The sequence below is a fragment of the Streptomyces sp. NPDC107471 genome (genome assembly GCF_055582845.1).
Map to the genome: position 1 here is coordinate 142,742 of NZ_JBVJPC010000006.1, position 20,732 is coordinate 163,473.

The 20,732-nt window shown below is 72.4% G+C and carries 19 protein-coding genes; 5 read left to right on the top strand and 14 right to left on the bottom strand.

Going from position 1 to position 20,732, the window contains the following annotated elements:
• Window positions 1-18: 18 nt before the first annotated feature.
• The 6 genes from ACZ66S_RS21845 to ACZ66S_RS21870 form a co-directional block, all read right to left on the bottom strand.
• Entirely contained in the window at window positions 19-738 is a 720-nt protein-coding gene (locus ACZ66S_RS21845) for a lysophospholipid acyltransferase family protein (RefSeq protein WP_469903173.1), read from the bottom strand.
• Window positions 739-896: 158 nt separating this feature from the next.
• On the bottom strand, window positions 897-2,141 hold the full coding sequence (locus ACZ66S_RS21850) for a PP2C family protein-serine/threonine phosphatase (RefSeq protein WP_469903174.1): 1,245 nt from the start codon (window positions 2,139-2,141) through the stop codon (window positions 897-899).
• Window positions 2,142-2,198: 57 nt separating this feature from the next.
• Window positions 2,199-4,631, bottom strand: a complete 2,433-nt coding sequence (locus ACZ66S_RS21855; protein WP_469903175.1) for a SpoIIE family protein phosphatase — start codon at window positions 4,629-4,631, stop codon at window positions 2,199-2,201.
• Window positions 4,632-4,725: 94 nt separating this feature from the next.
• Entirely contained in the window at window positions 4,726-5,946 is a 1,221-nt protein-coding gene (rocD, locus tag ACZ66S_RS21860; RefSeq protein WP_469903176.1) for an ornithine--oxo-acid transaminase, read from the bottom strand.
• Complete coding sequence (gene ddaH / locus ACZ66S_RS21865) at window positions 5,943-6,755, bottom strand: dimethylargininase (protein WP_469903177.1); 813 nt, start codon at window positions 6,753-6,755, stop codon at window positions 5,943-5,945. Before ddaH ends, rocD begins: the two co-directional genes overlap by 4 nt.
• A 151-nt stretch (window positions 6,756-6,906) precedes the next feature.
• Window positions 6,907-7,395 (bottom strand): Lrp/AsnC family transcriptional regulator, encoded by a 489-nt coding sequence (locus ACZ66S_RS21870; RefSeq protein WP_469903178.1) that lies wholly within the window; start codon window positions 7,393-7,395, stop codon window positions 6,907-6,909.
• A gap of 78 nt (window positions 7,396-7,473) precedes the next feature.
• Here ACZ66S_RS21870 and ACZ66S_RS21875 point away from each other — a divergent pair, with 78 nt between their 5' ends.
• Genes ACZ66S_RS21875 through ACZ66S_RS21890 form a run of 4 tightly spaced genes read left to right on the top strand, consistent with a single transcriptional unit; the run spans window position 7,474 to window position 11,499 of the window.
• Window positions 7,474-8,223, top strand: coding sequence for a LytR/AlgR family response regulator transcription factor (locus tag ACZ66S_RS21875; RefSeq protein ID WP_053847683.1), 750 nt, complete (start codon window positions 7,474-7,476; stop codon window positions 8,221-8,223).
• Between the two features lie 2 nt (window positions 8,224-8,225).
• On the top strand, window positions 8,226-8,588 hold the full coding sequence (locus tag ACZ66S_RS21880; protein ID WP_469903179.1) for a hypothetical protein: 363 nt from the start codon (window positions 8,226-8,228) through the stop codon (window positions 8,586-8,588).
• Complete coding sequence (locus tag ACZ66S_RS21885) at window positions 8,585-10,297, top strand: sodium/solute symporter (RefSeq protein ID WP_469903180.1); 1,713 nt, start codon at window positions 8,585-8,587, stop codon at window positions 10,295-10,297. Before ACZ66S_RS21880 ends, ACZ66S_RS21885 begins: the two co-directional genes overlap by 4 nt.
• Window positions 10,294-11,499 carry a sensor histidine kinase gene (locus ACZ66S_RS21890; protein ID WP_469903181.1) on the top strand — a complete coding sequence of 402 codons (1,206 nt, stop codon included), beginning with the start codon at window positions 10,294-10,296 and terminating at the stop codon, window positions 11,497-11,499. Before ACZ66S_RS21885 ends, ACZ66S_RS21890 begins: the two co-directional genes overlap by 4 nt.
• A gap of 3 nt (window positions 11,500-11,502) precedes the next feature.
• Here the strand turns inward: ACZ66S_RS21890 and ACZ66S_RS21895 are convergent, their stop codons facing one another.
• The 7 genes from ACZ66S_RS21895 to ACZ66S_RS21925 all read right to left on the bottom strand — a co-directional run bounded on the left by ACZ66S_RS21895 (window position 11,503) and on the right by ACZ66S_RS21925 (window position 19,275).
• Entirely contained in the window at window positions 11,503-11,679 is a 177-nt protein-coding gene (locus ACZ66S_RS21895; RefSeq protein ID WP_007380401.1) for a membrane protein, read from the bottom strand.
• A 13-nt stretch (window positions 11,680-11,692) separates the two neighbouring features.
• Window positions 11,693-13,534, bottom strand: coding sequence for a serine/threonine-protein kinase (locus tag ACZ66S_RS21900; RefSeq protein WP_469903182.1), 1,842 nt, complete (start codon window positions 13,532-13,534; stop codon window positions 11,693-11,695).
• Window positions 13,535-13,561: 27 nt separating this feature from the next.
• Window positions 13,562-14,935, bottom strand: coding sequence for a DUF6777 domain-containing protein (locus tag ACZ66S_RS21905; RefSeq protein ID WP_469903183.1), 1,374 nt, complete (start codon window positions 14,933-14,935; stop codon window positions 13,562-13,564).
• A 68-nt stretch (window positions 14,936-15,003) separates the two neighbouring features.
• Window positions 15,004-15,954: a cytochrome c oxidase assembly protein gene (locus tag ACZ66S_RS21910; RefSeq protein ID WP_469903184.1), complete on the bottom strand. Its 951-nt coding sequence runs from the start codon at window positions 15,952-15,954 to the stop codon at window positions 15,004-15,006.
• A 114-nt stretch (window positions 15,955-16,068) separates the two neighbouring features.
• Window positions 16,069-17,094 carry a 6-phosphofructokinase gene (locus tag ACZ66S_RS21915; RefSeq protein ID WP_469903185.1) on the bottom strand — a complete coding sequence of 342 codons (1,026 nt, stop codon included), beginning with the start codon at window positions 17,092-17,094 and terminating at the stop codon, window positions 16,069-16,071.
• 197 nt (window positions 17,095-17,291) lie between these two features.
• Entirely contained in the window at window positions 17,292-18,020 is a 729-nt protein-coding gene (locus tag ACZ66S_RS21920) for a type 1 glutamine amidotransferase (protein WP_469903186.1), read from the bottom strand.
• A gap of 16 nt (window positions 18,021-18,036) precedes the next feature.
• Window positions 18,037-19,275 (bottom strand): MurT ligase domain-containing protein, encoded by a 1,239-nt coding sequence (locus ACZ66S_RS21925; RefSeq protein WP_053851915.1) that lies wholly within the window; start codon window positions 19,273-19,275, stop codon window positions 18,037-18,039.
• Between the two features lie 112 nt (window positions 19,276-19,387).
• Here ACZ66S_RS21925 and def point away from each other — a divergent pair, with 112 nt between their 5' ends.
• A complete protein-coding gene (gene def, locus ACZ66S_RS21930; protein WP_469903187.1) occupies window positions 19,388-19,942 on the top strand; it encodes a peptide deformylase in 555 nt (184 codons plus the stop codon).
• A 79-nt stretch (window positions 19,943-20,021) separates the two neighbouring features.
• On the opposite strand, the gene ACZ66S_RS21935 is transcribed toward def, so the two are convergent.
• Entirely contained in the window at window positions 20,022-20,666 is a 645-nt protein-coding gene (locus ACZ66S_RS21935) for a TetR/AcrR family transcriptional regulator (RefSeq protein WP_469903188.1), read from the bottom strand.
• Between the last annotated feature and the right edge of the window lie 66 nt (window positions 20,667-20,732).

The window sequence follows — 20,732 nt, forward strand, 5'->3', positions numbered from 1 at the left end:
TTCTGCCGACGGCAGAGCTCAACTCAACGGCAGCCGCGGGAACCTGCGCTCCTTCGCCGCGGCGGCCTCCTCCGCCTTCACCACCGCCGCGTACTGGTCGACGTACTCCTGCTCGGACAGCGTCAGGATGGCGTACATGATCTCGTCGGTGATGGCCCGCAGGATCGCCTTCTCGTTCTCCATCCCGGCGTAGCGGGAGAAGTCGAGCGGCTTGCCGAAGCGGATCACCACGGGGTGGATGTTGGGGATGACCTTGCCGGGCGGCTGGGCCTCGAAGGTGCCGATCATCGCGCAGGGGACGACCGGGACCTGCGCCTTGAGCGCCATCACCGCGACGCCGACCTTGCCCTTGTAGAGGCGGCCGTCGTGGGAGCGGGTGCCCTCCGGGTAGATGCCGAGCAGTTCGTCCTTGCGCAGCACGCCGAGGCCCTCGCGGATGGCGGCCTGGCCCGCTTCCTTGCCGGACCTGTCGACCGGGATCTGCCCGGCGCTGCGGAAGAAGAAGGCGGTCAGCCGGCCCTTGATGCCGGGGCCGGTGAAGTACTCGGCCTTCGCCAGGAAGGTGATGCGCCGCTTGAGCACCGCGGGCATCAGGAAGTGGTCGGAGAAGGACAGGTGGTTGCCGGCGACGATGGCCGCACCCGACTCCGGGATGTGCTCCAGACCTTCTATTCGAGGCCGGAAGACCAGTCTCAGCAACGGCCCCAACAGCACGTATTTGAGCAGGTAGTAGAACAAGAGGGGGCGCTCCTCGGTCGGGCGGACGGCTCAACTCCGCGTTGTGGCTGGTCAACCGGCGTGAGGCGGGGGCTGTCAGTGTAGGCGCAGCGCGCGACGGCCGGAACAGGGCCGTGAACGGGCCCGCGGGGGCGCCCGCGTCCGCACCCGGTCCGCCGTCACAACCGCACGATGACCAGGGCCGTGTCGTCCGTGGCGCCGCCAGGCGGAAGCAGCTCCAGCAGGACCGCGTCGGCGAGCGTCTCGGGGTCGTCCTTGCGGTGCCGGGCCAGGGAGTCGGCCAGCCGGGTGAGCCCGGTGTCGATGTCCTCCGTGCGCCGCTCCACCAGACCGTCGGTGTAGAGCGCGAGGGTGGCGCCGTCGGTGAAGGTGGTCGCGGCCTGCGGCCGGGGCATCGGGTCGGGGCGGGCGTCGAGCGGCGGGTCGGTCGCCTTGTCCAGGCACTCCACCCGGCCGTCGGCGTGCACCAGCATGGGCGGGGGGTGGCCCGCGCTGCTGTAGGTGACGGTGCCGTGGTCGAAGTCGATGAAGGTGGTGACCACGGTGGCGGACTCGGCACCGTCGACGACATGGGCGTACCGGCCCAGCACGTCCAGGGCCTGGGCCGGACCCGCGGCCACCCGGGAGGCGGCGCTCAGGGCGCTGCGGAGCTGGCCCATCACCCCGGCGGCCGCGAGCCCGTGGCCGACCACGTCACCGACCGAGACGCCGACACGGTGCCCGCCCACCAGGTCGACCAGGTCGTACCAGTCGCCGCACACGTGCAGCGCGCCGACGGCCGGCCGGTAGCGCACGGCGGCCCGGTGGTGCAGTGTCTGCCGACGGGTGGGCAGCATGGCGTCCTGGAGGGTGAGGGCGACCTCGCGGTCCCGGGCGTGGGCCTGCCGCAACCGCTCGTTGAGCGCCTGGAGCTCACGGGCGCGGGTGTACAGCTCGGCCTCCATGACGCGGTCGCGGCCGCCGCTCGGGCCGCCGCGGGCATGGATCAGCTCGGTGACCTCCTCCACCCGGTGCACGAGCAGCACGACCTTGCCGTCCGCGCCGAACACGGGGGCGTTGCAGGGGCTCCAGTAGCGCTCCTCCCACACCCCGGGCCGGCCCGGTGCCTCGACGTCGTACCGCTGCAGGGCCATGGAGTCGCGCTCCCCGGTCTCCAGCACCCGTTGCAGGGAGGCGGCCAGGTTGCGCATGCCGCTCGGCGCGGTGTCGTTCGGGTTGTCCGGGAAGACGTCGAAGAGATAGCGGCCCACGACCTCCTCGCGCCGGCGCCCGGCCATGCGCAGGAACTCCTCGTTGACGTCCGCGTACACCAGGTCGGGCGTGAGCAGGGCGACCATGCCGGGCAGGGCCTGGAACACGGCTGGGTAGTCGATGGAGTCGGTGTCGATGGGTCTGTCGCTCATGGCTGCCGCCTCCCCGCCAGGATCGCCCCATTTTCGCATGGTATGAGGTTCAGGTGGTCAGTCCGGTGGATCCGCGAGGGACTGCTCGGCCCAGATGATCTTTCCCTCCGGTACGAAGCGGGTGCCCCAGCGCCGGGCGAACTGGGACACCAGCAGCAGTCCGCGGCCGCCCTCGTCGGTGGTGCGCGGGTGGCGCAGATGGGGCGCGGTGTCCCCGCTGTCGAGCACCTCGCAGATCAGGGACCGCTCCCGGATCAGCCGGAGCCGGATCGGGCCGACGGCGTGCCGGATGGCGTTGGTGACCAGTTCGCTCACCACCAGTTCGGTGGTGAACGCGAACTCCTCCAGGCCCCACTCGGTGAGCTGGCGGGACGCCGTCTTGCGGGCCTCGGCGACCCGGGCCGGGTCGACGGGCACGTCCCAGTCCGCGACCTGGTCGGGGCCCAGCAGCCGGGTGCGGGCCATGAGCAGGGCCACGTCGTCGTGCGGCCGGTCCGGGGCCAGGGCGTCGACCACGGCACGGCAGCGCAGGTCCAGCGAGGGCGCGGACCTCTCCAGGGCCTGGCGCAGCCGGTGCCGGCCCGCGTCCACGGCCCACTCCCGGCCGCGGGCCAGCAGCCCGTCGGTGTGCAGCGCCAGGGTGCTGCCCTCGGCCAGGGCCAGCTCGACCGACTCGAAGGGCGGACCGCCCACGCCGAGCGACGGCCCCTGCGGCAGGTCCACGAAGGCGACCTCGCCGTCGGGCAGGATCACGGCGGGCGCGGGATGCCCGGCGGTGGCCATCGTGCACTGCCCGTCGACCGGGTCGTAGACGACGTACACGCACCCGGAGCCCCGGGCGCTGCCGGTGTCCTCCGGCTCCGCGCCCACGCCCTCCTCGCGCGCCGCCCGGGCCACCAGGTCGTCGAGGTGACCCAGCACCTCCTCGGGCGGCAGGTCCAGCGCCGCCAGCGTCCGTACGGCGGTCCGCAGCCGGCCCATCGCCGCGGCGGCGCCGATCCCGTGCCCGGGCACCTCGCCGACCACGAGGGCGACCCGGGCGCCGGAGAGCGGGATGAGGTCGTACCAGTCCCCGCCGAGGCCGGTCAGCTCGTCGGCGGGCCGGTAGCAGGCGGTCACCTCCACGGCGTCCTGCTCGGGCAGTTGGTGGGGGAGCAGACTGCGCTGGAGGACGAGCGCGGCCTCGCGTTCCCGGGTGTAGCGCCAGGCGTTGTCCACGCACACGGCGGCCCGGGAGACGAGGTCCTCGGCGAGGCTCAGGTCGTCCTCGTCGAAGGGTTCCTGGCGGCGCCGGCGGAAGAAGGTGGTGACGCCCAGGGTGGCGCCCCGCGCGCGGATCGGCACGACCAGCACACTGTGCAGGCCCAACTCCAGGAAGGTGGCCTGCCGCCCGCCCGGTATGTCGGTCGCCCACTCCGCGGCCAGCGGGTCCAGCCGTTCCTCCCGCAGGGGCGTGCCCTCGGCCAGACACCGCAGCGGAGGGGAGCCGGGCCGGTAGGCGGCCACCTCGCCGACCTCGACGACGGCCTCGGGCACGCCCTCGTTCACCGACTGCTGCCCGGCCCGCCGCAGCGTCACCCGCGCGGCGGGTTCCGCTCCGTGCAGTACCGACTCCAGCAGGTCCACGGTGATGTAGTCGGCCAGCGCCGGCACCGCCACGTCGGCCAGCTCCTGCGCGGTGCTCCGGATGTCGAGACTGCGGCCGATGTACTCGCCGGCCCGGTCCAGCAGGGCGAGGCGCTGCCGGGCCCGGTGCCGCTCGGTGATGTCGACGACCGTGTAGTAGACGCCCATCGGGTGGCCCCGGTCGTCGTCGATCCGGGTGAACGACATGGTGTGCGCGGTCTCGCGGTGCGGGGCGGAGCGGACCCGGCCGACGTGCTCGTACCCCACGACCGGCTCGCCGGTCTCCAGCACCCGCCGCATCTGTGCCTCTATCGCGTCCGCGTCCAGGCCCGGCTGGATCTCGGCGAACCGCAGCCCCAGCCGCCGCTGGGCCGGGGCGCTGCCGAACTGCTCCAGTGCCGGGTTGGACCACACGCAGCGCAGGTCCGTGTCGACGATCGCTATGCCGATGGGGGAGCGGGTGACCATCTGCTCCAGCACCCGGCGGCTCATGTCCCAGCCGGGGGCCTCCGCCATCTCCGACAGCAGGACCAGCCAGCGGGCGGAGCCGTCGGAGTCGTCGGCGGCGGTGATCCGCACCATGACCGGCAGCGGCCGGCCGTCCCTGCGCAGGGCGGTCAGCAGCCCGGCCCAGCCGCCGTCGCTGCGGCACCGTTCGGCGAGCTCCGGCAGCCGCCGGGCCTCCTCCGCGACGAGCAGCGCGGAGGCCGTCATTCCCACGGCCTCCGCGGCGCCGTACTCCAGCAGACGCTCGGCGTCCCTGGTCCAGCCCCTGACGACCCCCCGGCCATCGAGCAGCAGAGGCGCGGCATCGGCCACGTCGAACCGGTGCCGCGCGGTGTCGTGCTCCTCCTGAGCGCCCACGGCCGACCTCTCTGTCGCTGAGAGTGGTCTACCACCTCTTCGTCACATCTTCACCCGGTGTGGGGGAGAGCGCGGCCCGGGGGCGGCGGGTGAGCTACTGCCGCAGCACCCTTCCGAGTACGGCGAGCGCCGATTCCAGCTCCTCCGCCGTGATCGTCAGCGGCGGTGCCAGGCGGATCGTGGAGCCGTGGGTGTCCTTGACCAGGATTCCCTCGTCCATCAGCCGCCCGCTCACCTCCCGGCCCGTGCCGATCGCCGGGTCGACGTCCACGCCCGCCCACAGGCCCCGCGCGCGGAAGCCGACCACGCCCTTGCCGACGAGGTCCGCCAGGCCGTCCCGCAGGACCGTGCCCAGCTCGGCCGCCCGGCGCTGGAACTCGCCCGTCTCCAGGAGTTCGAGCACCGCCGTGCCCACCGCCGCCGCCAGCGGGTTGCCGCCGAAGGTCGAGCCGTGTTCGCCCGGCCGCAGGACGCCGAGGACGTCCCGGCGGGCGACCACCGCGGAGACCGGGACGATGCCGCCACCCAGCGCCTTGCCCAGCAGCAGGACGTCCGGGACCACCCCCTCGTGCTCGACGGCCAGCGTGCGCCCGGTGCGGCCGAGGCCCGACTGGATCTCGTCCGCGACGAACAGGCAGCCCCTGCGGCGGGTGAGCTCGCGGACCCCGGTCAGGTAGCCGTCGTCCGGGATCACCACGCCCGCCTCGCCCTGGATCGGCTCCAGGAGCACCGCGGCCGTCGTCTCGTCGACCGCCTCCTCCAGCGCCGCCAGGTCGTTGTACGGCACGATCCGGAAGCCCGGTGTGAAGGGACCGAAGCCGGCCCTGGCCGTCTCGTCCGTGGAGAACGACACGATGGTCGTCGTCCGGCCGTGGAAGTTGTCCGCCGCCACCACGATCGTGGCCCGGTCGGCCGGGACGCCCTTGACCTCGTACGCCCACTTGCGGGCCACCTTGATGCCGCTCTCCACCGCCTCCGCGCCGGTGTTCATCGGCAGCACCATGTCCAGGCCGGTCAGCGCCGCCAGGCGCTCGGCGAACTCGGCGAGGCGGTCGTTGTGGAAGGCGCGGGAGGTCAGCGTCAGCCGGTCGAGCTGCCGGTGCGCGGCCTCGACCAGCGCCGGGTGGCGATGTCCGAAGTTCAGCGCCGAGTAGCCGGCCAGCATGTCGAGGTAGCGGCGGCCCTCGACGTCCTCCACCAAGGTGCCCTCGGCCCGGGCCACGACCACGGGCAGCGGATGGTAGTTGTGCGCGAGGACGGGCTCCTCGGCGCGGATGAGATCGGCGGAGGAACGCGTGCCTGCGGGTGCGGTCATGAGCGGATCTCCTGGGTGCAGCACTTGATGCCGCCGCCGGCCTTGTGGAGCTCGGAGAGGTCGACGGGGACGGGGACGTAGCCGTGGTCGTCGAGGCGCAGGGCGAGGGCCTCGGCCTGCGGGGCGATGAAGACGTGCCGGCCGTCGGACACGGAGTTCAGACCGAACGCCATCGCGTCGTCGCGGGTCGCGAGCACCGCGTCCGGGTACAGCCGTGCGAGTACCTCGCGGCTGCCCGGCGAAAAGGCCTCCGGGAAGTAGGCGATGTTGTCGTCGTCCAGGACGAACAGCGCGGTGTCCAGGTGGTAGAAGTGCGGGTCCACCAGTGTCAGGCTGATCACCGGGTGCCCGAAGAACTCCTGCACCTCGCGGTGCGCCTCCCTGGTAGTGCGGAACCCGGTGCCGGCCAGCACGTAGCGGCCGGTCCAGACGAGATCGCCCTCGCCCTCGCAGACCGCCCGGGGGCGCTGGACGTCGTAGCCCGCCTTCTTGAACCACAGGTCGTAGTGCGTGGACTCGGGGCGCCGCTGCGGCGCGTGGAAGAGGGAGCCGAAGACGCGGCCGCCGACGACGACCGCCGAGTTCGCCGCGAAGACCATGTCCGGGAGACCGGGCACCGGCTCCACGGCGTCGACGCTGTGACCGTGCGCCTCGTAGGCGCGGATCAGGGTCCGCCACTGCTCCTGCGCGAGGTCCACGTCGACATGGGTGTCGGGATGCATCCAGGGATTGATCGCGTACTGCACGGCGAAGTGTCTGGGTTCGCAGACGAGGAAACGCCGTCGGCGCGGCACACGGGAGTCGGACACAGAGGGGTTCCTCCGCTTCCTGCGGTGTCTACTGAGGGTTGACACCACGGTAGGAAGTGACGGGCAGGCCCGACAAGCAACAAGAATTGCGTGTCTGCGCAGGAATGCTGCGAATTCTGCCGGTGAAACGCACGCCTGCTGCGTTTATCCGCTACGCCTCCGGTGCCGGCTGACTCGCCCCCGCCTCGGGGCTCTCCGGGATGAGATGGGACAGCACCATCACGCTGATCGTCTTGCGGATGAACGGCTCCACCCGGATGCGCTCCAGCACCTCCTCGAAGTGCTCCACGTCCCGCGCCCGCACGTGCAGCAGCGCGTCCGCACCGCCGGTCACGGTCATCGCCGCGGTGATCTCCGGATGGTTGCGGACCACCTCCGCGAGCCGCCGCGGCGGGGCCGCGCCCTCGCAGTACACCTCGACGTACGCCTCCGTGCGCCAGCCCAGCGCCGACGGCTCCACCGTGGCCGTGAACCCGGTGATCACCCCGGTCTCCCGCAGCCGGTCCACGCGCCGCTTCACCGCCGTGGACGACAGCCCGATCGCCGACCCGATCTCCGCGAAGGAGGTCCGCGCGTTCGCCATCAGCGCGGTGACGATCTTCCGGTCCAGCTCGTCGAACGCGACGGTCCTGCTGTTCATGTCGGCACTGTATCCAGCACCGGCGCCCACACCTCCGCACGTGTCCAGTCGTACGAATTGCTCCTACACTCCGGGTTCATGCTGCGCGCCCTGGCTGTCGACGACGAACGCCCCTCGCTGGAGGAACTGCTCTACCTCCTGAGCACCGACCCCCGGATCGGCAGCGTCGAGGGGGCCGGCGACGCCACCGAGGCGCTGCGCCGCATCAACCGCGCGCTGGAGTCCGGGCCGCACGGCCCCGAGGCCATCGACGTGGTCTTCCTCGACATCAACATGCCCGGCCTCGACGGCCTCGACCTCGCCCGGCTGCTGACCGGCTTCGCCAAACCGCCGCTCGTCGTGTTCGTCACCGCCCACGAGGACTTCGCCGTCCAGGCCTTCGACCTCAAGGCCGTCGACTACGTCCTCAAACCGGTCCGCAAGGAACGCCTCGCGGAGGCCGTCCGCCGCGCCGCCGAACGCCTGGACGCCGCACCCCGCATACCCGTGCACGAACCCGACCCCGACCACATACCCGTCGAACTCGGCGGGGTGACCCGCTTCGTCGCCGTCGACGACATCACCCATGTCGAGGCCCAGGGCGACTACGCCCGGCTGCACACCGACAAGGGCAGCCACCTCGTCCGGATCCCGCTGTCCACGCTGGAGGACCGCTGGCGCTCACGCGGGTTCGTGCGCATCCACCGCCGCCACCTCGTCGCCCTGCGCCACGTCGGCGAACTCCGCCTGGACGCGGGCACCGTGAGCGTCCTCGTCGGCGGCGAGGAACTCCAGGTCAGCCGCCGCCACACGCGCGAGCTGCGGGACCTGCTGATGAGGAGGCCCTGACCGTGCCGCACCAGGACCCCGTCGAGCGCCGGGTCGTCGTCACCGGCCCGCCCCGCCGCGGCCGCCCCGCCTCCGGCTACTACCGGCCGCGCACCGAGATCGACGAACAGACCACCCTCGGCCACACCTACGTCCGCTCCCTGATGCGCACCCAACTGCGCGCCGCCCTCGCCGTGTTCGCCTTCCTCGGGCTGCTCATCGGCCCGCTCCCGCTGCTCTTCGCGGCCATGCCCGACGCCCACCGCCTCGAATGGGGCGTCCTCGGCTTCGGCCTGTACGTCCCCATGGTCCTGCTGGCCCGCTGGTACGTGCGCCGCGCGGAACGCAACGAACGGGACTTCGTGCGGCTGGTCGAGGACCGGTGAACTCCAGCTACTCGGTGCCGGCCGTCGCCCTGGTCGTCGTCGCCACCGTCCTCGTCGGCGCCTTCGGCCTGCGCATCTCCCGCACCACCTCCGACTTCTACGTCGCCTCCCGCACCGTCGGCCCCCGCCTCAACGCGGCCGCCATCAGCGGCGAGTACCTCTCCGCCGCCTCCTTCCTCGGCATCGCGGGCCTGGTCCTCGTGCAGGGCCCCGACATGCTCTGGTACCCGGTCGGCTACACCGCCGGCTACCTCGTCCTGCTCCTGTTCGTCGCCGCCCCGCTGCGCCGCTCCGGCGCCTACACCCTCCCCGACTTCGCCGAGGCCCGCCTCGCCTCCCAGGCCGTACGACGGCTCGCGGGCGCCTTCGTCGTCGGCGTCGGCTGGCTCTACCTGCTGCCCCAGCTCCAGGGCGCCGGGCTCACGCTGACCGTCCTGACCGGGGCGCCCCAGTGGCTCGGCGGAGTGATCGTCGCGGCCGTCGTGGTCGCCACCGTCGCCGCGGGCGGCATGCGCAGCATCACCTTCGTGCAGGCCTTCCAGTACTGGCTCAAGCTCACCGCCCTGCTCGTCCCCGCCCTCTTCCTCATCCTCGCCTGGCAGGGCGACGGCGCCCCCAGCCACGCCTTCGAGGAACCGGCCACCTTCCGCGAACAGCGCGTGGTCCGCGTCGACTCCACGCTCGACCTCAAGCTGGAGAGCCCCCTGACCGTCACGGTCACCGGCACGGTCGACGGCCGCACCCATGACGACCGGACGCTGCGACTGCGCGCCGGCACCCACGCCATCGCCAAGGGCACCCGCCTCACCTTCGCCAAGGGCACCACGGTCCCCGCCGCCGACCGCGGCACCAGCGACGGCATGTCGACCTCCCTCGCTGCGGGCCGCGAGGACCGGCCCCTGTACGCCACCTACGGACTGATCCTCGCCACCTTCCTCGGCACCATGGGCCTGCCGCACGTCGTCGTCCGCTTCTACACCAGCCCGCACGGCGTCGCCGCCCGCCGCACCACGGTCGCCGTCCTCGGCCTGATCGGCTGCTTCTACCTGCTGCCCCCGGTCTACGGCGCCCTCGGCCGCCTGTACGCCCCCGAACTCACCCTCACCGGCGACGCGGACGCGGCCGTCCTGCTGCTCCCCGAGCGCATGATCGGCGGCCTCGGCGGCGACCTGCTGGGCGCGCTGGTGGCCGGCGGCGCCTTCGCGGCCTTCCTGTCCACGGCCTCCGGACTCACCATGGCCGTGGCGGGCGTGCTCACCCAGGACGTCCTGCCCTCCCGCGGCGTACGGCACTTCCGGCTCGGCACGGTCCTCGCCATGTGCGCCCCGCTGGCCGCGAGCGTCCTGGTCGGCGGACTCCCCGTCGCCGACGCGGTGGGGCTCGCCTTCGCCGTCTCCGCCTCCTCGTTCTGCCCGCTGCTCGTGCTCGGCATCTGGTGGCGGCGGCTCACCCCGCCCGGCGCCGCCGCGGGCATGCTGGTCGGCGGCGGCTCCGCCTTCCTCGCCGTGGCCGCGACCATGGCCGGATTCCCGGCCGGCGGTCCCCTGCACGCCCTGCTCGCCTGGCCCGCGCTCTGGTCGGTGCCGCTCGGTTTCCTCACCATGGTGCTGGTGTCCCTGGCCACCGCGGGCCGGGTACCGGCGGGCACGGCGGCGATCCTGGCCCGCTTCCACCTGCCGGAGGAGCTCAGGGCGGAGGTGAAGGCGTGAGCGGATTCCTGGCCGGCCTGTGCGTCGCGATCCTCCCGCTGCTCGCCGCCGGATTCTGGCTCGGCCGGCGCACGGCCCGCCCGCAGACCCTGGGCGGCCTCGGCACCCCCGTCGAGCACGCCACCTTCGAGACCCTGCACACCGCCTCCCTGGCCGCGCCCCCGCTGCGGGCCGGGCTCACGGAGGAGACCGCCCGCAAGTCGGCCCGCCGACTGCGCTCGCTGCTCGGCACGGACGCGCTGTGCCTCACCGACCAGAAACAGGTCCTGGTCTGGGACGGCGTGGGCGGCCACCACCGCACCGAGATCATGGAACGCCTCGCCGGGCCGCTGGAGACCGGCCGCGGCGAGGCCTTCCCGCTCACCTGCGGCACACCCGACTGCCCGGTCCGCTGGGCGGTCGTCACCCCGCTCACCGTCGACGACCGCGTCCACGGCGCCCTGGTCGCCTGCGCGCCCCGCGAGTCGGCGGTCCTGGTCCGCGCCGCCGGGGAGGTCGCCCGCTGGGTGAGCGTCCAGCTCGAACTGGCCGACCTGGACCAGTCCCGCACCCGGCTGATCGAGGCCGAGATCAAGGCACTCCGGGCCCAGATCTCCCCGCACTTCATCTTCAACTCGCTCGCGGTGATCGCCTCGTTCGTCCGCACCGACCCCGAGCGCGCCCGCGAACTCCTCCTCGAATTCGCCGACTTCACCCGCTACTCGTTCCGCAGGCACGGCGACTTCACCACCCTCGCCGACGAACTCCACGCCATCGACCACTACTTGGCGCTCGTCAGGGCACGCTTCGGCGACCGCCTCTCCGTCACCCTCCAGATCGCCCCGGAGGTGCTGCCGGTCGCCCTGCCCTTCCTGTGCCTTCAGCCGCTGGTCGAGAACGCCATCAAGCACGGCCTGGAGGGCAAGGCCGAGAAGTGCCACCTCCAGATCACCGCGCAGGACGCCGGCGCCGAGGCCCTCGTCGTCATCGAGGACGACGGCGCCGGAATGGACCCGGTCCTGCTCCGCCGTATCCTCGCGGGCGAGGTCAGCCCCTCCGGCGGCATCGGCCTGTCCAACGTCGACGACCGGCTGCGCCAGGTGTACGGCGACGCCTACGGCCTCGTCATCGAGACGGCCGTAGGCGCGGGCATGAGGATCACCGCCCGGCTGCCCAAGTACCAGCCGGGCGTGCACTCGGCGAGCCGCCTCACGGGCGGCTGACGGTCAGGTACTGCGGGTGGCCACCATGCCGAGCGTGATCAGACCCAGCACGACCCAGCCGAACCACAGCCAGCCGTTGCTGCCGAGCGCCACCGTGTAGGCGGTCACCGCGACGAGACCGCCTACGGTGAGCACCCCCATCGTTCGGGTCGAGCCGTCCGTGGAACCGCTACCGGGCATCGCAACACCCTCCTCAGGATTCGTCCCCCTCCATGGTGCCCCCGTTCTGCCTGCGCACGGTGCACACGACGAAATGTGTGCCGTTCTTCCAGGGGCCTTCGCTGGTCCAGGAGCCCGCCGTGTAGACCGACGGATCGAAGCCGTAGTCGCCCGGCGGCACGTCCCGGGCGCAGGCCGGGTCCGACTCGGTGCGTGCCTCGGCCAGGGTGACGTCGGGGTCCAGTCGGGTGAATCCGAGCACCTGCTCGTCGTGGGAGCCCGCGCAGGAGACCAGCCGGGCGTCCCGGTTGGTGCGCACGTCCAGGCAGTCCCGCCGCTGCATGGTCGCCGTGTCCGCGAACGGCGAACCCGGCGCGCGATGCGCCCCGAGCGGCCCGTACACCGGCCCGTGCGCGCCCAGCACCAGACAGGCGGTGCGCCGCCCCGCCGCCCGGAAGCCGCCGTCGGTCGGTACGACGGCCTGGCTGCGGACGTCCGCGAGCCGCTCCCGGACCTCCCGGGTCCGCTCCTCGCACTCCGCCGCCCCCGTCCGCCGCGCCTCCTGTGCCGAGGCGGCCCTGGCGAACGCCACCACCTGGCCGTCCGGGGCGGTGTCGCAGGCCGGGTCCAGCCGCAGCCTGGGCGTCCCCCGGAACCGCTCCGACCCCGGCCAGTCGGCGATCACGCAGTCGCCGTCCCGCAGCGGCGCGGCGAGCCCGACCGTCCCGCCGTACGGCTGCCGCGCGCCCCGCGGGCCGACCCCGCCGTCCGGCGACCGGTCGGCCATCGCGTACCAGACACCGCCCAGGGCCAGCAGCAGCCCGAGTCCGCAGGCGAGGACGGCCCGCAGGGCGTGCGAGCGCTCCCGCCGCCGACGGCCGCCTCGGGGCGGCACGGCCTCGGGGTGCGGCCCGTACCCGTGCGGCGGTCCGGGCGGGGGCGCTTGTACGGCGGCCCAAGGCGGTTGGGAACCGAGGTCGGTCTGCGTCCGGACGTACGGCTCGGCCTGCGGTGTCACGATCCGCGACAGCGCGGCCTCCGCCTCCTCCGCCGACAGCCGCCGCCCGGGGTCCTTCGCGAGCAGCGCTCGCAGTACGGGACCCAGCGCGCCGGCGCGCACGGCGGGCCGCGGCTCCTCCATGACCACCGCGGTCACCTCGGCGAGGTGGGACTCCCGCTCGAAGGGGCCCACCCCCTCCACCGCGTGGTAGAGCGTGCAGCCCAGGGAGAACAGGTCGGCGGCCGGGGTGGGCGTGCCGCCCGTGGCCCGTTCCGGCGCCAGATAGCCCGCCGTGCCCACCAGCACCGACGCCAGCGTGTAGCGGGTCTCCCCGGCCTCCGGCCGCACGGAGATGCCGTAGTCGGTGAGCAGGACGCGCCCGTACGGGGACCCGCCGCGGTCCGGCGCGAGCAAAATGTTCGCCGGCTTCACGTCCCGGTGCAGCACGCCCCGCCGGTGCCCGGCGGTCAGCGCGTCGAGCACGGCGAGGCCGATGCGCGCGCACTCCGCCGGGGCGAGCGGTCCGCGGGTCCCGACCAGGTCGCGCAGGTCCACGGCGTCCGCGACGTACTCCATGACGATCCAGGGCAGCCCGTCGTGCTCCAGCACGTCGTGCACGGTCACCACGTGGGGGTGGCCGCGCAGCCCCGCCGCGTGCCGGGCCTCGGCGCGGGCCCGCGCCACCCGGGCCTCCCGTTCGTGGCCCGCCTCCCCGGGGTCGCGGAAGACGATCTCCTTGAGCGCGACCTCGCAGGCGAGTCTCTGGTCGTGGGCGAGCCACACATGACCCATGCCGCCGCTGCCGAGCGGGTTCAGCAGCAGGTACCGACCGGCGATGATCCGGCCCACTCCCGACGTCGGTGATCCTGAAGGCATCCGGTGACTCCCCGGTTCTGCGGGACGCTACGTGGCGACGGTGGCGCTCGGCCCGCCGGTGACGGGCGCGTCGGTCGCGGGCGCACCGGTGGCGGGCGCGCTCGTGACGGGGGCGCTGGAGACGGGGGCGCTGGTCGTCGACGGAGGCGGAGGCGGAGACGCAGGCGGCGGTGACGGTGGCGCTGGGGCGGTGCTGGTCCTCGGGGTGTCGGCTGGCGCGCTGGACGACGGCGGCGCCGAGGACGGCGGTGCCGAGGACGACGCACCGGGCCTGTTGCCGGCCGAGGCCGGCGGTGCCGAGGACGTGCCGCCCGGCCCGCCGCCGGCCGAGGACGACCCCGGCGAGCCCGAGGGCCCCGACGACGGGGGCGGCGGCGATGTGCCCGGCGGCGACCTTCGCGGCGGGGACGGCGGTGGGGGAGTGGTCGTCGGCCCGGTCCCCCCGCCGGAGGCACCCGTGCCGTCCCCGGTCACGGTCAGCGTCACGTACCGCCCGAACGGCAGCTCGGTCCCCGCGGGCGGATCGCTCGCCGTGACCCTCGCCGCGTCGGACGGTGTCCCCTGCCCGGCGTACCCGGCCGCCAGGCCCGCCTCGATCAGCGCCCGGCTCGCCTGCGCGAAGGTCCGCCCGGCGAGGTCCGGTACGGTGCGCCGCTTGCGCGCATCGAAGACGGTGTCCTTCTCCCCGGCGGTGCCGACCGGGCGGTCGATGCCGCGGGCCGGTTCCCGGACGTCGACGAGAGCGACCCGTTCCAGTTTCCGCGGCGCGGGCTTCACGGCCATCACGGACTCGCGTGCGTATCCCGCCCACTTCTTGTTGCCGTCCTCGAACCGGACGGAAATCCGGCCGGTGTCGCCGGTGAAGGGCCGCAAGGGATTTCCACACGAGCACTTCACAGCCGGAAGCCCTTGTTCATCGACAAGAATCGCGATTCCCGCCTGGAGCAAGGAGTTGTACGGGACGGCCTTTTCCTTCTTGTAGTCGTGGTTCTCGACGAGAGTGTCGTGACGGAGCAGAACCGGTGTGAGCCGATCCAGATATTCCGGTATCCCGTTCGTGCCGATGTTCAGCACGCCGGCCCACGCCTGTGCCTTTTCGTGATTCCTGGGATCGGTGAGAAATCGCTTGAGTCTGGCGACGTCACAGATGGTCGGCTGCTTGCTGCCGCCGTACAGGCCGGGCGTGTCCCCCTGCTGGAGACTTCCCTGGACGGGCCGCGACCGCACGGCGGCGGTGTCCCTGCCCAGCCCGCTGTTCTCCTCGAAGAACGGCGCGAGCGAGGGCACACCGACGGCGACCGCCTTGACCACCGTCAGTGGATTTCCCTGCGCACAGCCACTCAGCAGCAGCGCGGAAATCGCCAGGACGGCGATCCTGTGCATAAATGCGCGAAGTGTCATGACCGCTCCCCCCGGCGGTTCCCCCAACGCGCTTCATGCTACTGAATGCTCCGGAAAGGCGAAGCCTCTTATCGCTCGCGGGTGCTCAAAGAGGCCAGATACGCGTTGTACGCCTCGAGTTCCTTGTCGCCGTCCCGGTCGGCGGCCCGGTCCGAGCGCTTGGCCTGCCGCTGTTCGGAGCCGTACCACTGGAACAGCAGTGCGATGAGCACCAGAACGGAGGGAATCTCACTGAACGCCCACGCGATACCGCCGGCGTAGTTCTGGTCGGAGAGCGCGTCGATGCCGAGCGAGGCGGGCGGGTTCTTGAACGTCTCCACCATGGGCTCGGACGCCATCATCAGCGCGATGCCGAAGAACGCATGGAACGGCATCCCGGCGAACAGCTCCAGCATCCGCATCAGGTACCCGGGCCGGTGCGGTCCCGGGTCCACGCCGATGATCGGCCAGAAGAAGACGACACCGACGGCGAGGAAGTGGACCATCATCGCGACGTGGCCGGTCTTCGACCCCATCAGGAAGTCGAAGATGGGCGTGAAGTAGAGGGCGTACAGGCTCGCGATGAACAGCGGGATGGTGAAGGCCGGATGCGTGATGATCCGCATGTACCGGCTGTGCAGCAGCGCGAGCAGCAGCTCACGCGGCCCCTTGTGGCCCTTGCCGGCGACGGGCAGCGCCCGCAGGGCCAGGGTGACCGGGGCGCCGAGCAGGACGAGGATCGGCGACAGCATGCTGATCACCATGTGCTGCACCATGTGCACGCTGAACATGACCATGCCGTAGTCGTTCAGCCCGGTGCACATCATCAGCCCGATGGACAGCACACCGGTCACGTAGGAGACGGTCCGCCCCACGGACCACGCGTCCCCCCGCCGCCGCAGCCGCACGACGCCCCACGCGTACAGGCCGAGCGCGAGGAGGCAGGCGACGAGGAAGAAGGGGTCGGCCGACCACTGAAGCCCTCGTCCCAGCGTGAACGGCGGCAGATCGTGGGTCATGCCGTGCCCGCTGTGGTCCATCGCGGCGGCTCCTGATTCGTGGGGGTTGTGCAAGTCTGTCCGCCACACAGACTAGAACCGCCCCCGGCCGCGACTGCGACCGGGGGCGGATTCCTCAGTGCCCTGCGCGCCGGTCTACAGGACGCACTCGGCTTCCTCGTAGCGGTCCGCGGGGACCGTCTTCAGCGTCTCCACGGCCTCCGCCAGCGGCACCATCACGATGTCGGTGCCCCGCAGCGCGGTCATGTGACCGAACTCCCCGCGGTGCACGGCCTCCACCGCGTGCCAGCCGAACCGGGTGGCCAGGACCCGGTCGTACGCGGTCGGCGTACCGCCCCGCTGCACATGCCCGAGGATGACCGGCCGGGCTTCCTTCCCGAGCCGCTCCTCCAGCTCGATCGAGAGCTGGCGGGCGATCCCGGCGAAGCGCTCGTGGCCGTAGATGTCCTTGCCGCCCTCGTCGAAGGCCATGGAACCGGGCGCGGGCTTGGCACCCTCCGCCGCGACGACGATCGCGAACCGCTTGCCCGCCTCGAACCGCTCGCCGACCCGCCGGGCCAGCTCCTCGATGTCGAAGGGACGCTCCGGCACCACGATGGCGTGCGCGCCGGCCGCCATCCCGGAGTGCAGCGCTATCCAGCCGGTGTGCCGCCCCATGACCTCGACGACGAGGACCCGCTGGTGCGACTCGGCGGTGGTCTTGAGCCGGTCGAGGGCCTCGGTGGCGACACCGACGGCCGTGTCGAACCCGAAGGTGACGTCCGTCACCGCGATGTCGTTGTCGATGGTCTTCGGCACGCCCACGATCGGCAGCCCGGCGTCCGACATCAGGCGGGCGGCCTTGAGCGTGCCCTCACCGCCGATGGGGATGATCGCGTCGAGCCCGAGCTCCTCGACATGTCCCTTCGCCCGCTGGACGCCGTCCCGCAGATGCGAGGGCTGGACCCGGGAGGAGCCGAGGATCGTGCCGCCGCGGGCCAGGATGCCGCCCACGGCGTCGAGGTCGAGCTTGAGGTAGTCGCACTCCAGGAGGCCCTTCCAGCCGTCCCGGAAGCCGATGACCTCGTCGCCGTGGTCGACGACGGCACGGTGCACGACGGACCGGATGACGGCGTTCAGGCCGGGGCAGTCGCCGCCGGACGTGAGGACACCAATGCGCATAGCCGCGAGAACCTTTTCAGCGATGGGACGTGGCATGGGTCCGGACCGCGCTGTCCGGCTGGAACCCCGCCACCCTAGCGGCAGGAGGGGGCGGGGCCGAAGCATGCGTCCGCCTGCTGGACGGCCCCGCTCACCTGTGCGGACACCTCGTCAGACGGGCTGGTGACCGGTGCCTGGAACCGAGGTGAACGCCTCTCTCAGGCGGGCTGCTGCGCGGCCGCGATGCGCTCGTTGCGCAGGGCCTCGTACCAGCGGTCGTCGGTCGGCGGCAGCGCGTTGACGTCGAGCGCGAGCTTCAGCAGCAGGTCGGCGATCAGCGGGTTGCGCGCGAGCACGGGCCCGTGCATGTAGGTGCCGAAGACGGTGTCGTTGTACGCCCCCTCCGTACCGTCCCCGGTGCCGTTGCCCTTGCCCAGCTTGACGTTGGCGAACGGGCGGGCGGTGGGGCCGAGGTGGGTGACGCCCTGGTGGTTCTCGAAGCCGGTCAGCGGGGGCAGGCCGAGCCGCGGGTCGATGTCGGCGAGCACGTCGCCGACGCAGCGCTCGCCCTCGCCGCGCACCGAGACCACGTCGAGCAGGCCGAGGCCCGGCTCGCGCTGGCCGAGGTCGTTGATGAACTCGTGGCCGAGGATCTGGTAGCCGGCGCACACCGAGAAGACGATCGCGCCGTTGCCCACGGCCCGGTGCAGACCGCCGTCCCGGCGCAGCCGCTCGGCCGCCAGCCGCTGGGGCCGGTCCTCGCCGCCGCCGATCAGGTAGATGTCGCCGGAGGTCGGGATCGGCTGGTCGCTGCGCACGTCCAGGCGGGCCACGTCGAGACCGCGCTGGCGGGCCCGGCGCTCGATCACGAGGGCGTTGCCCTGGTCGCCGTAGGTGCTGAGCAGGTCGGGGTAGATCCAGACGACCCGCAGTTGGTTGTCGCTCACAAAAGTCCCCTGAGTCTCAGTTGCCGACGCGGCGGCGCAGGTCCTGGAAGGCGGTGTAGTTCGCGATGACCTCGATGCGGCCGGGCGGGCTCATCTGCACGGCCTGGTCGAGGTTGTCGCAGACCTGGAAGTTCTGGTTCGCGACCTCGAGGCGCACCGCGAGGTCCAGCTTCCGGTCGCCGATCACGCAGATCGGGTGGCCGGTCAGGCGCGTGTAGTCGACGTCCCAGAGCCAGGAGGTGTCGGTGCCGTCGGCGCCGCGGGCGTTGACGGAGAGGATCACCGGGGTCGGCGGCGGGTCGATCAGGCTGAACGTCTCGAGCCAGCCGGCCGGATTCTTCGCCAGCAGCAGCCGCAGGTCGCGCTGCTGGAACTGGACGATGTCGTAGCGGCCGGCCACGGCCTGCACCTGGTACATGCGTTCCAGGGCGACCTGCGGCGGTACGCCGAAGACGGCGGCGACGGCGGCGGACGAGGCGGCGTTGGCCTTGTTGGCGCGGCCGGGGAGCTGGAGGTGGATCGGCCAGGCCGAGCCGTGCGGGTCGAGCACGTGGTCACCGGAGAGCGCCCAGCTCGGCGTGGGACGGCGGAAGCCGCACTCGCCGCAGAACCAGTCGTCGCCGGGGCGCTGCATCACGCCACCGCAGGACGGGCAGGACCAGGCGTCGTCCTTCCACATCTGTCCGGCGGCGACCCAGATGACGTTGGGGGAGGAGGACGCGGCCCACACGACGAGCGGGTCGTCGGCGTTGGCGACGACGACGGCCTTCGAACCGGCCAGTCCCTCACGCCAGTTCTCGGCGAGCATGCGGGTCTCTGCGGCGCGGTCGAGCTGGTCGCGGGAGAGGTTCAGCAGGGCGATGCACTTGGGGTCGGTGTCCCTGGCCACGCCCGCGAGGTACTTCTCGTCGACCTCGATGACGCCGTACCGGGCGTCCGAGCCGCCGGCGAGCGCCGAGGTGATGCCGGCGGGCATGTTGGCGCCGAGCGCGTTGGAGACGACGGGTCCGGCGGCGCCCAGGGCCTCCGCGATCAGACGGGTCGTGGTGGTCTTGCCGTTGGTCGCCGATACGAGGACGACGTCCAGGTTCTGGGCGAGCCGGGCGAGGAGGTCGGGGTCGAGCTTGAGGGCCACCCGGCCGCCGATGACCGAACCGCTGCCGCGTCCCGCGGCTCGGGATGCCGCCGCGACGGCCTTGCCCGCCGTCACGGCCAGCTTGGCCCGCGGCGAGAGCGGGTCCGAGTTGCCTGTCATCAGTTCTCGATCCTCCTTGCGTACGCGCCGCGACTCTGCCTCCGGCCACGTGGTGTGGACCTCAGCCTATCGAGATCCGTAGGCACTCCCGAATCGCCGTACCCTTGCGGCCATGCGAAACGGCTCCATTCCGGGCACCCGTGGCCGGGTCCGGCCCCTCACCCTGCTCGGCAGCCCCGTGCTGCACGAACCCTGCGCGGAGGTCACGGACTTCGGCCCGGAGCTGGCGACGCTCGTCGAGGACCTGTTCGCGACGATGTACGCGCACGAGGGCGTGGGCCTCGCGGCGAATCAAGTGGGCGTCCCCTTGCGCGTGTTCGTCTACGACTGCCCCGACGACGAGGAGACCCGTCACCTGGGCCACGTGGTCAACCCCCGCCTGGTGGAGCAGGACGGCGTGGTGCTCCGGGGCCCGGAGGGCTGCCTGTCCCTGCCGGGCCTGGAGGCGGGTGTGGAGCGCCACGACCACGCCGTGGTGGAGGGCTTCACCGTGACAGGAGAGCCCGTGACGATTCACGGCACGGGCTTCTTCGCAAGATGTCTACAACACGAGACGGACCACCTGCGGGGCAGGACCTACGCGGACCACCTGACGGGCCGGCGCAAGCGCAAGCTCATGCGACAAGTGACCAGATCCCCTTGGCGCAGGGTGAGTGATCCCGCCTAGGGCGCGGGGCTGTGTCCATGTGCGGCTCCGCCGCGTGGGCGCGACAAGCCCCCGCCGGCCCGCACTCGGCATACGCCCGTCAGAACCCCGGACCTCCGACCTTGTCCCCCGCCGCCGCAAGCCGACCCCACAACAGGTCCGCCATGCTCCGCACCAACTCCGCCCGCGCACAGGGCCGTTCACCCAGCCACCAGTCGCCCGCCGCGTACATCATCCCGACGATCCCGTGCCCCCACACCCGGGCCAGCAACTGGCTCCCGGGGCCGAGATCCAGCCGGTCCTCGATGACCTGCCCCAGCTCCTCGCCCATCCTGCGCAGCAGGGGCGCGGAGTGCTGGCCGACGTCGAACCCCGGGTCCCCGGGCTGCCCGCCCTCGGCGGGGTGCATCAGGAACCGGTACACCTGGGGCCGGGCCTCGATCGCGGCCAGATAGGTGTCCAGGGTCGCCTCCACCCGCTCGCGCCGGTCCGCGGGAGCGTCCAGTGCGGCCCGCAGCGAGTCCAGCAGGGCGTCGGTGTGCCGCTTGGCCAGCGCGGCGTAGAGTCCCCCCTTGTCACCGAAGTGCCGGTAGAGGATCGGCTTGGTGATGCCGGCCTCCGCGGCGATGGCGTTCATGGAGGCCTGTGGGCCGTCGCGCAGCACCACCCTGTCCGCGGCCTCCAGCAGTTCGCGCCGGCGGCGGTCGGCGGACCGCTGCTGGTCGGTCCGCTGTGTGGTGTCCATGAGCTCTCCCCACCCGTGCTGAATCGGTAACGCCTGCGCAAACTAACACCCGGCGGGTGAAGGGCA

Coding starts and splice junctions, on each gene's coding strand:
- ACZ66S_RS21850 (WP_469903174.1), bottom strand. CDS start 2,141: ATGAGCGACAGACCCATCGACACCGACTCCATCGACTACCCAGCCGTG.
- rocD (WP_469903176.1), bottom strand. CDS start 5,946: ATGACCGCACCCGCAGGCACGCGTTCCTCCGCCGATCTCATCCGCGCC.
- ACZ66S_RS21870 (WP_469903178.1), bottom strand. CDS start 7,395: ATGAACAGCAGGACCGTCGCGTTCGACGAGCTGGACCGGAAGATCGTC.
- ACZ66S_RS21875 (WP_053847683.1), top strand. CDS start 7,474: ATGCTGCGCGCCCTGGCTGTCGACGACGAACGCCCCTCGCTGGAGGAA.
- ACZ66S_RS21895 (WP_007380401.1), bottom strand. CDS start 11,679: ATGCCCGGTAGCGGTTCCACGGACGGCTCGACCCGAACGATGGGGGTG.
- ACZ66S_RS21900 (WP_469903182.1), bottom strand. CDS start 13,534: ATGCCTTCAGGATCACCGACGTCGGGAGTGGGCCGGATCATCGCCGGT.
- ACZ66S_RS21905 (WP_469903183.1), bottom strand. CDS start 14,935: ATGACACTTCGCGCATTTATGCACAGGATCGCCGTCCTGGCGATTTCC.
- ACZ66S_RS21910 (WP_469903184.1), bottom strand. CDS start 15,954: ATGGACCACAGCGGGCACGGCATGACCCACGATCTGCCGCCGTTCACG.
- ACZ66S_RS21915 (WP_469903185.1), bottom strand. CDS start 17,094: ATGCGCATTGGTGTCCTCACGTCCGGCGGCGACTGCCCCGGCCTGAAC.
- ACZ66S_RS21925 (WP_053851915.1), bottom strand. CDS start 19,275: ATGACAGGCAACTCGGACCCGCTCTCGCCGCGGGCCAAGCTGGCCGTG.
- def (WP_469903187.1), top strand. CDS start 19,388: ATGCGAAACGGCTCCATTCCGGGCACCCGTGGCCGGGTCCGGCCCCTC.
- ACZ66S_RS21935 (WP_469903188.1), bottom strand. CDS start 20,666: ATGGACACCACACAGCGGACCGACCAGCAGCGGTCCGCCGACCGCCGC.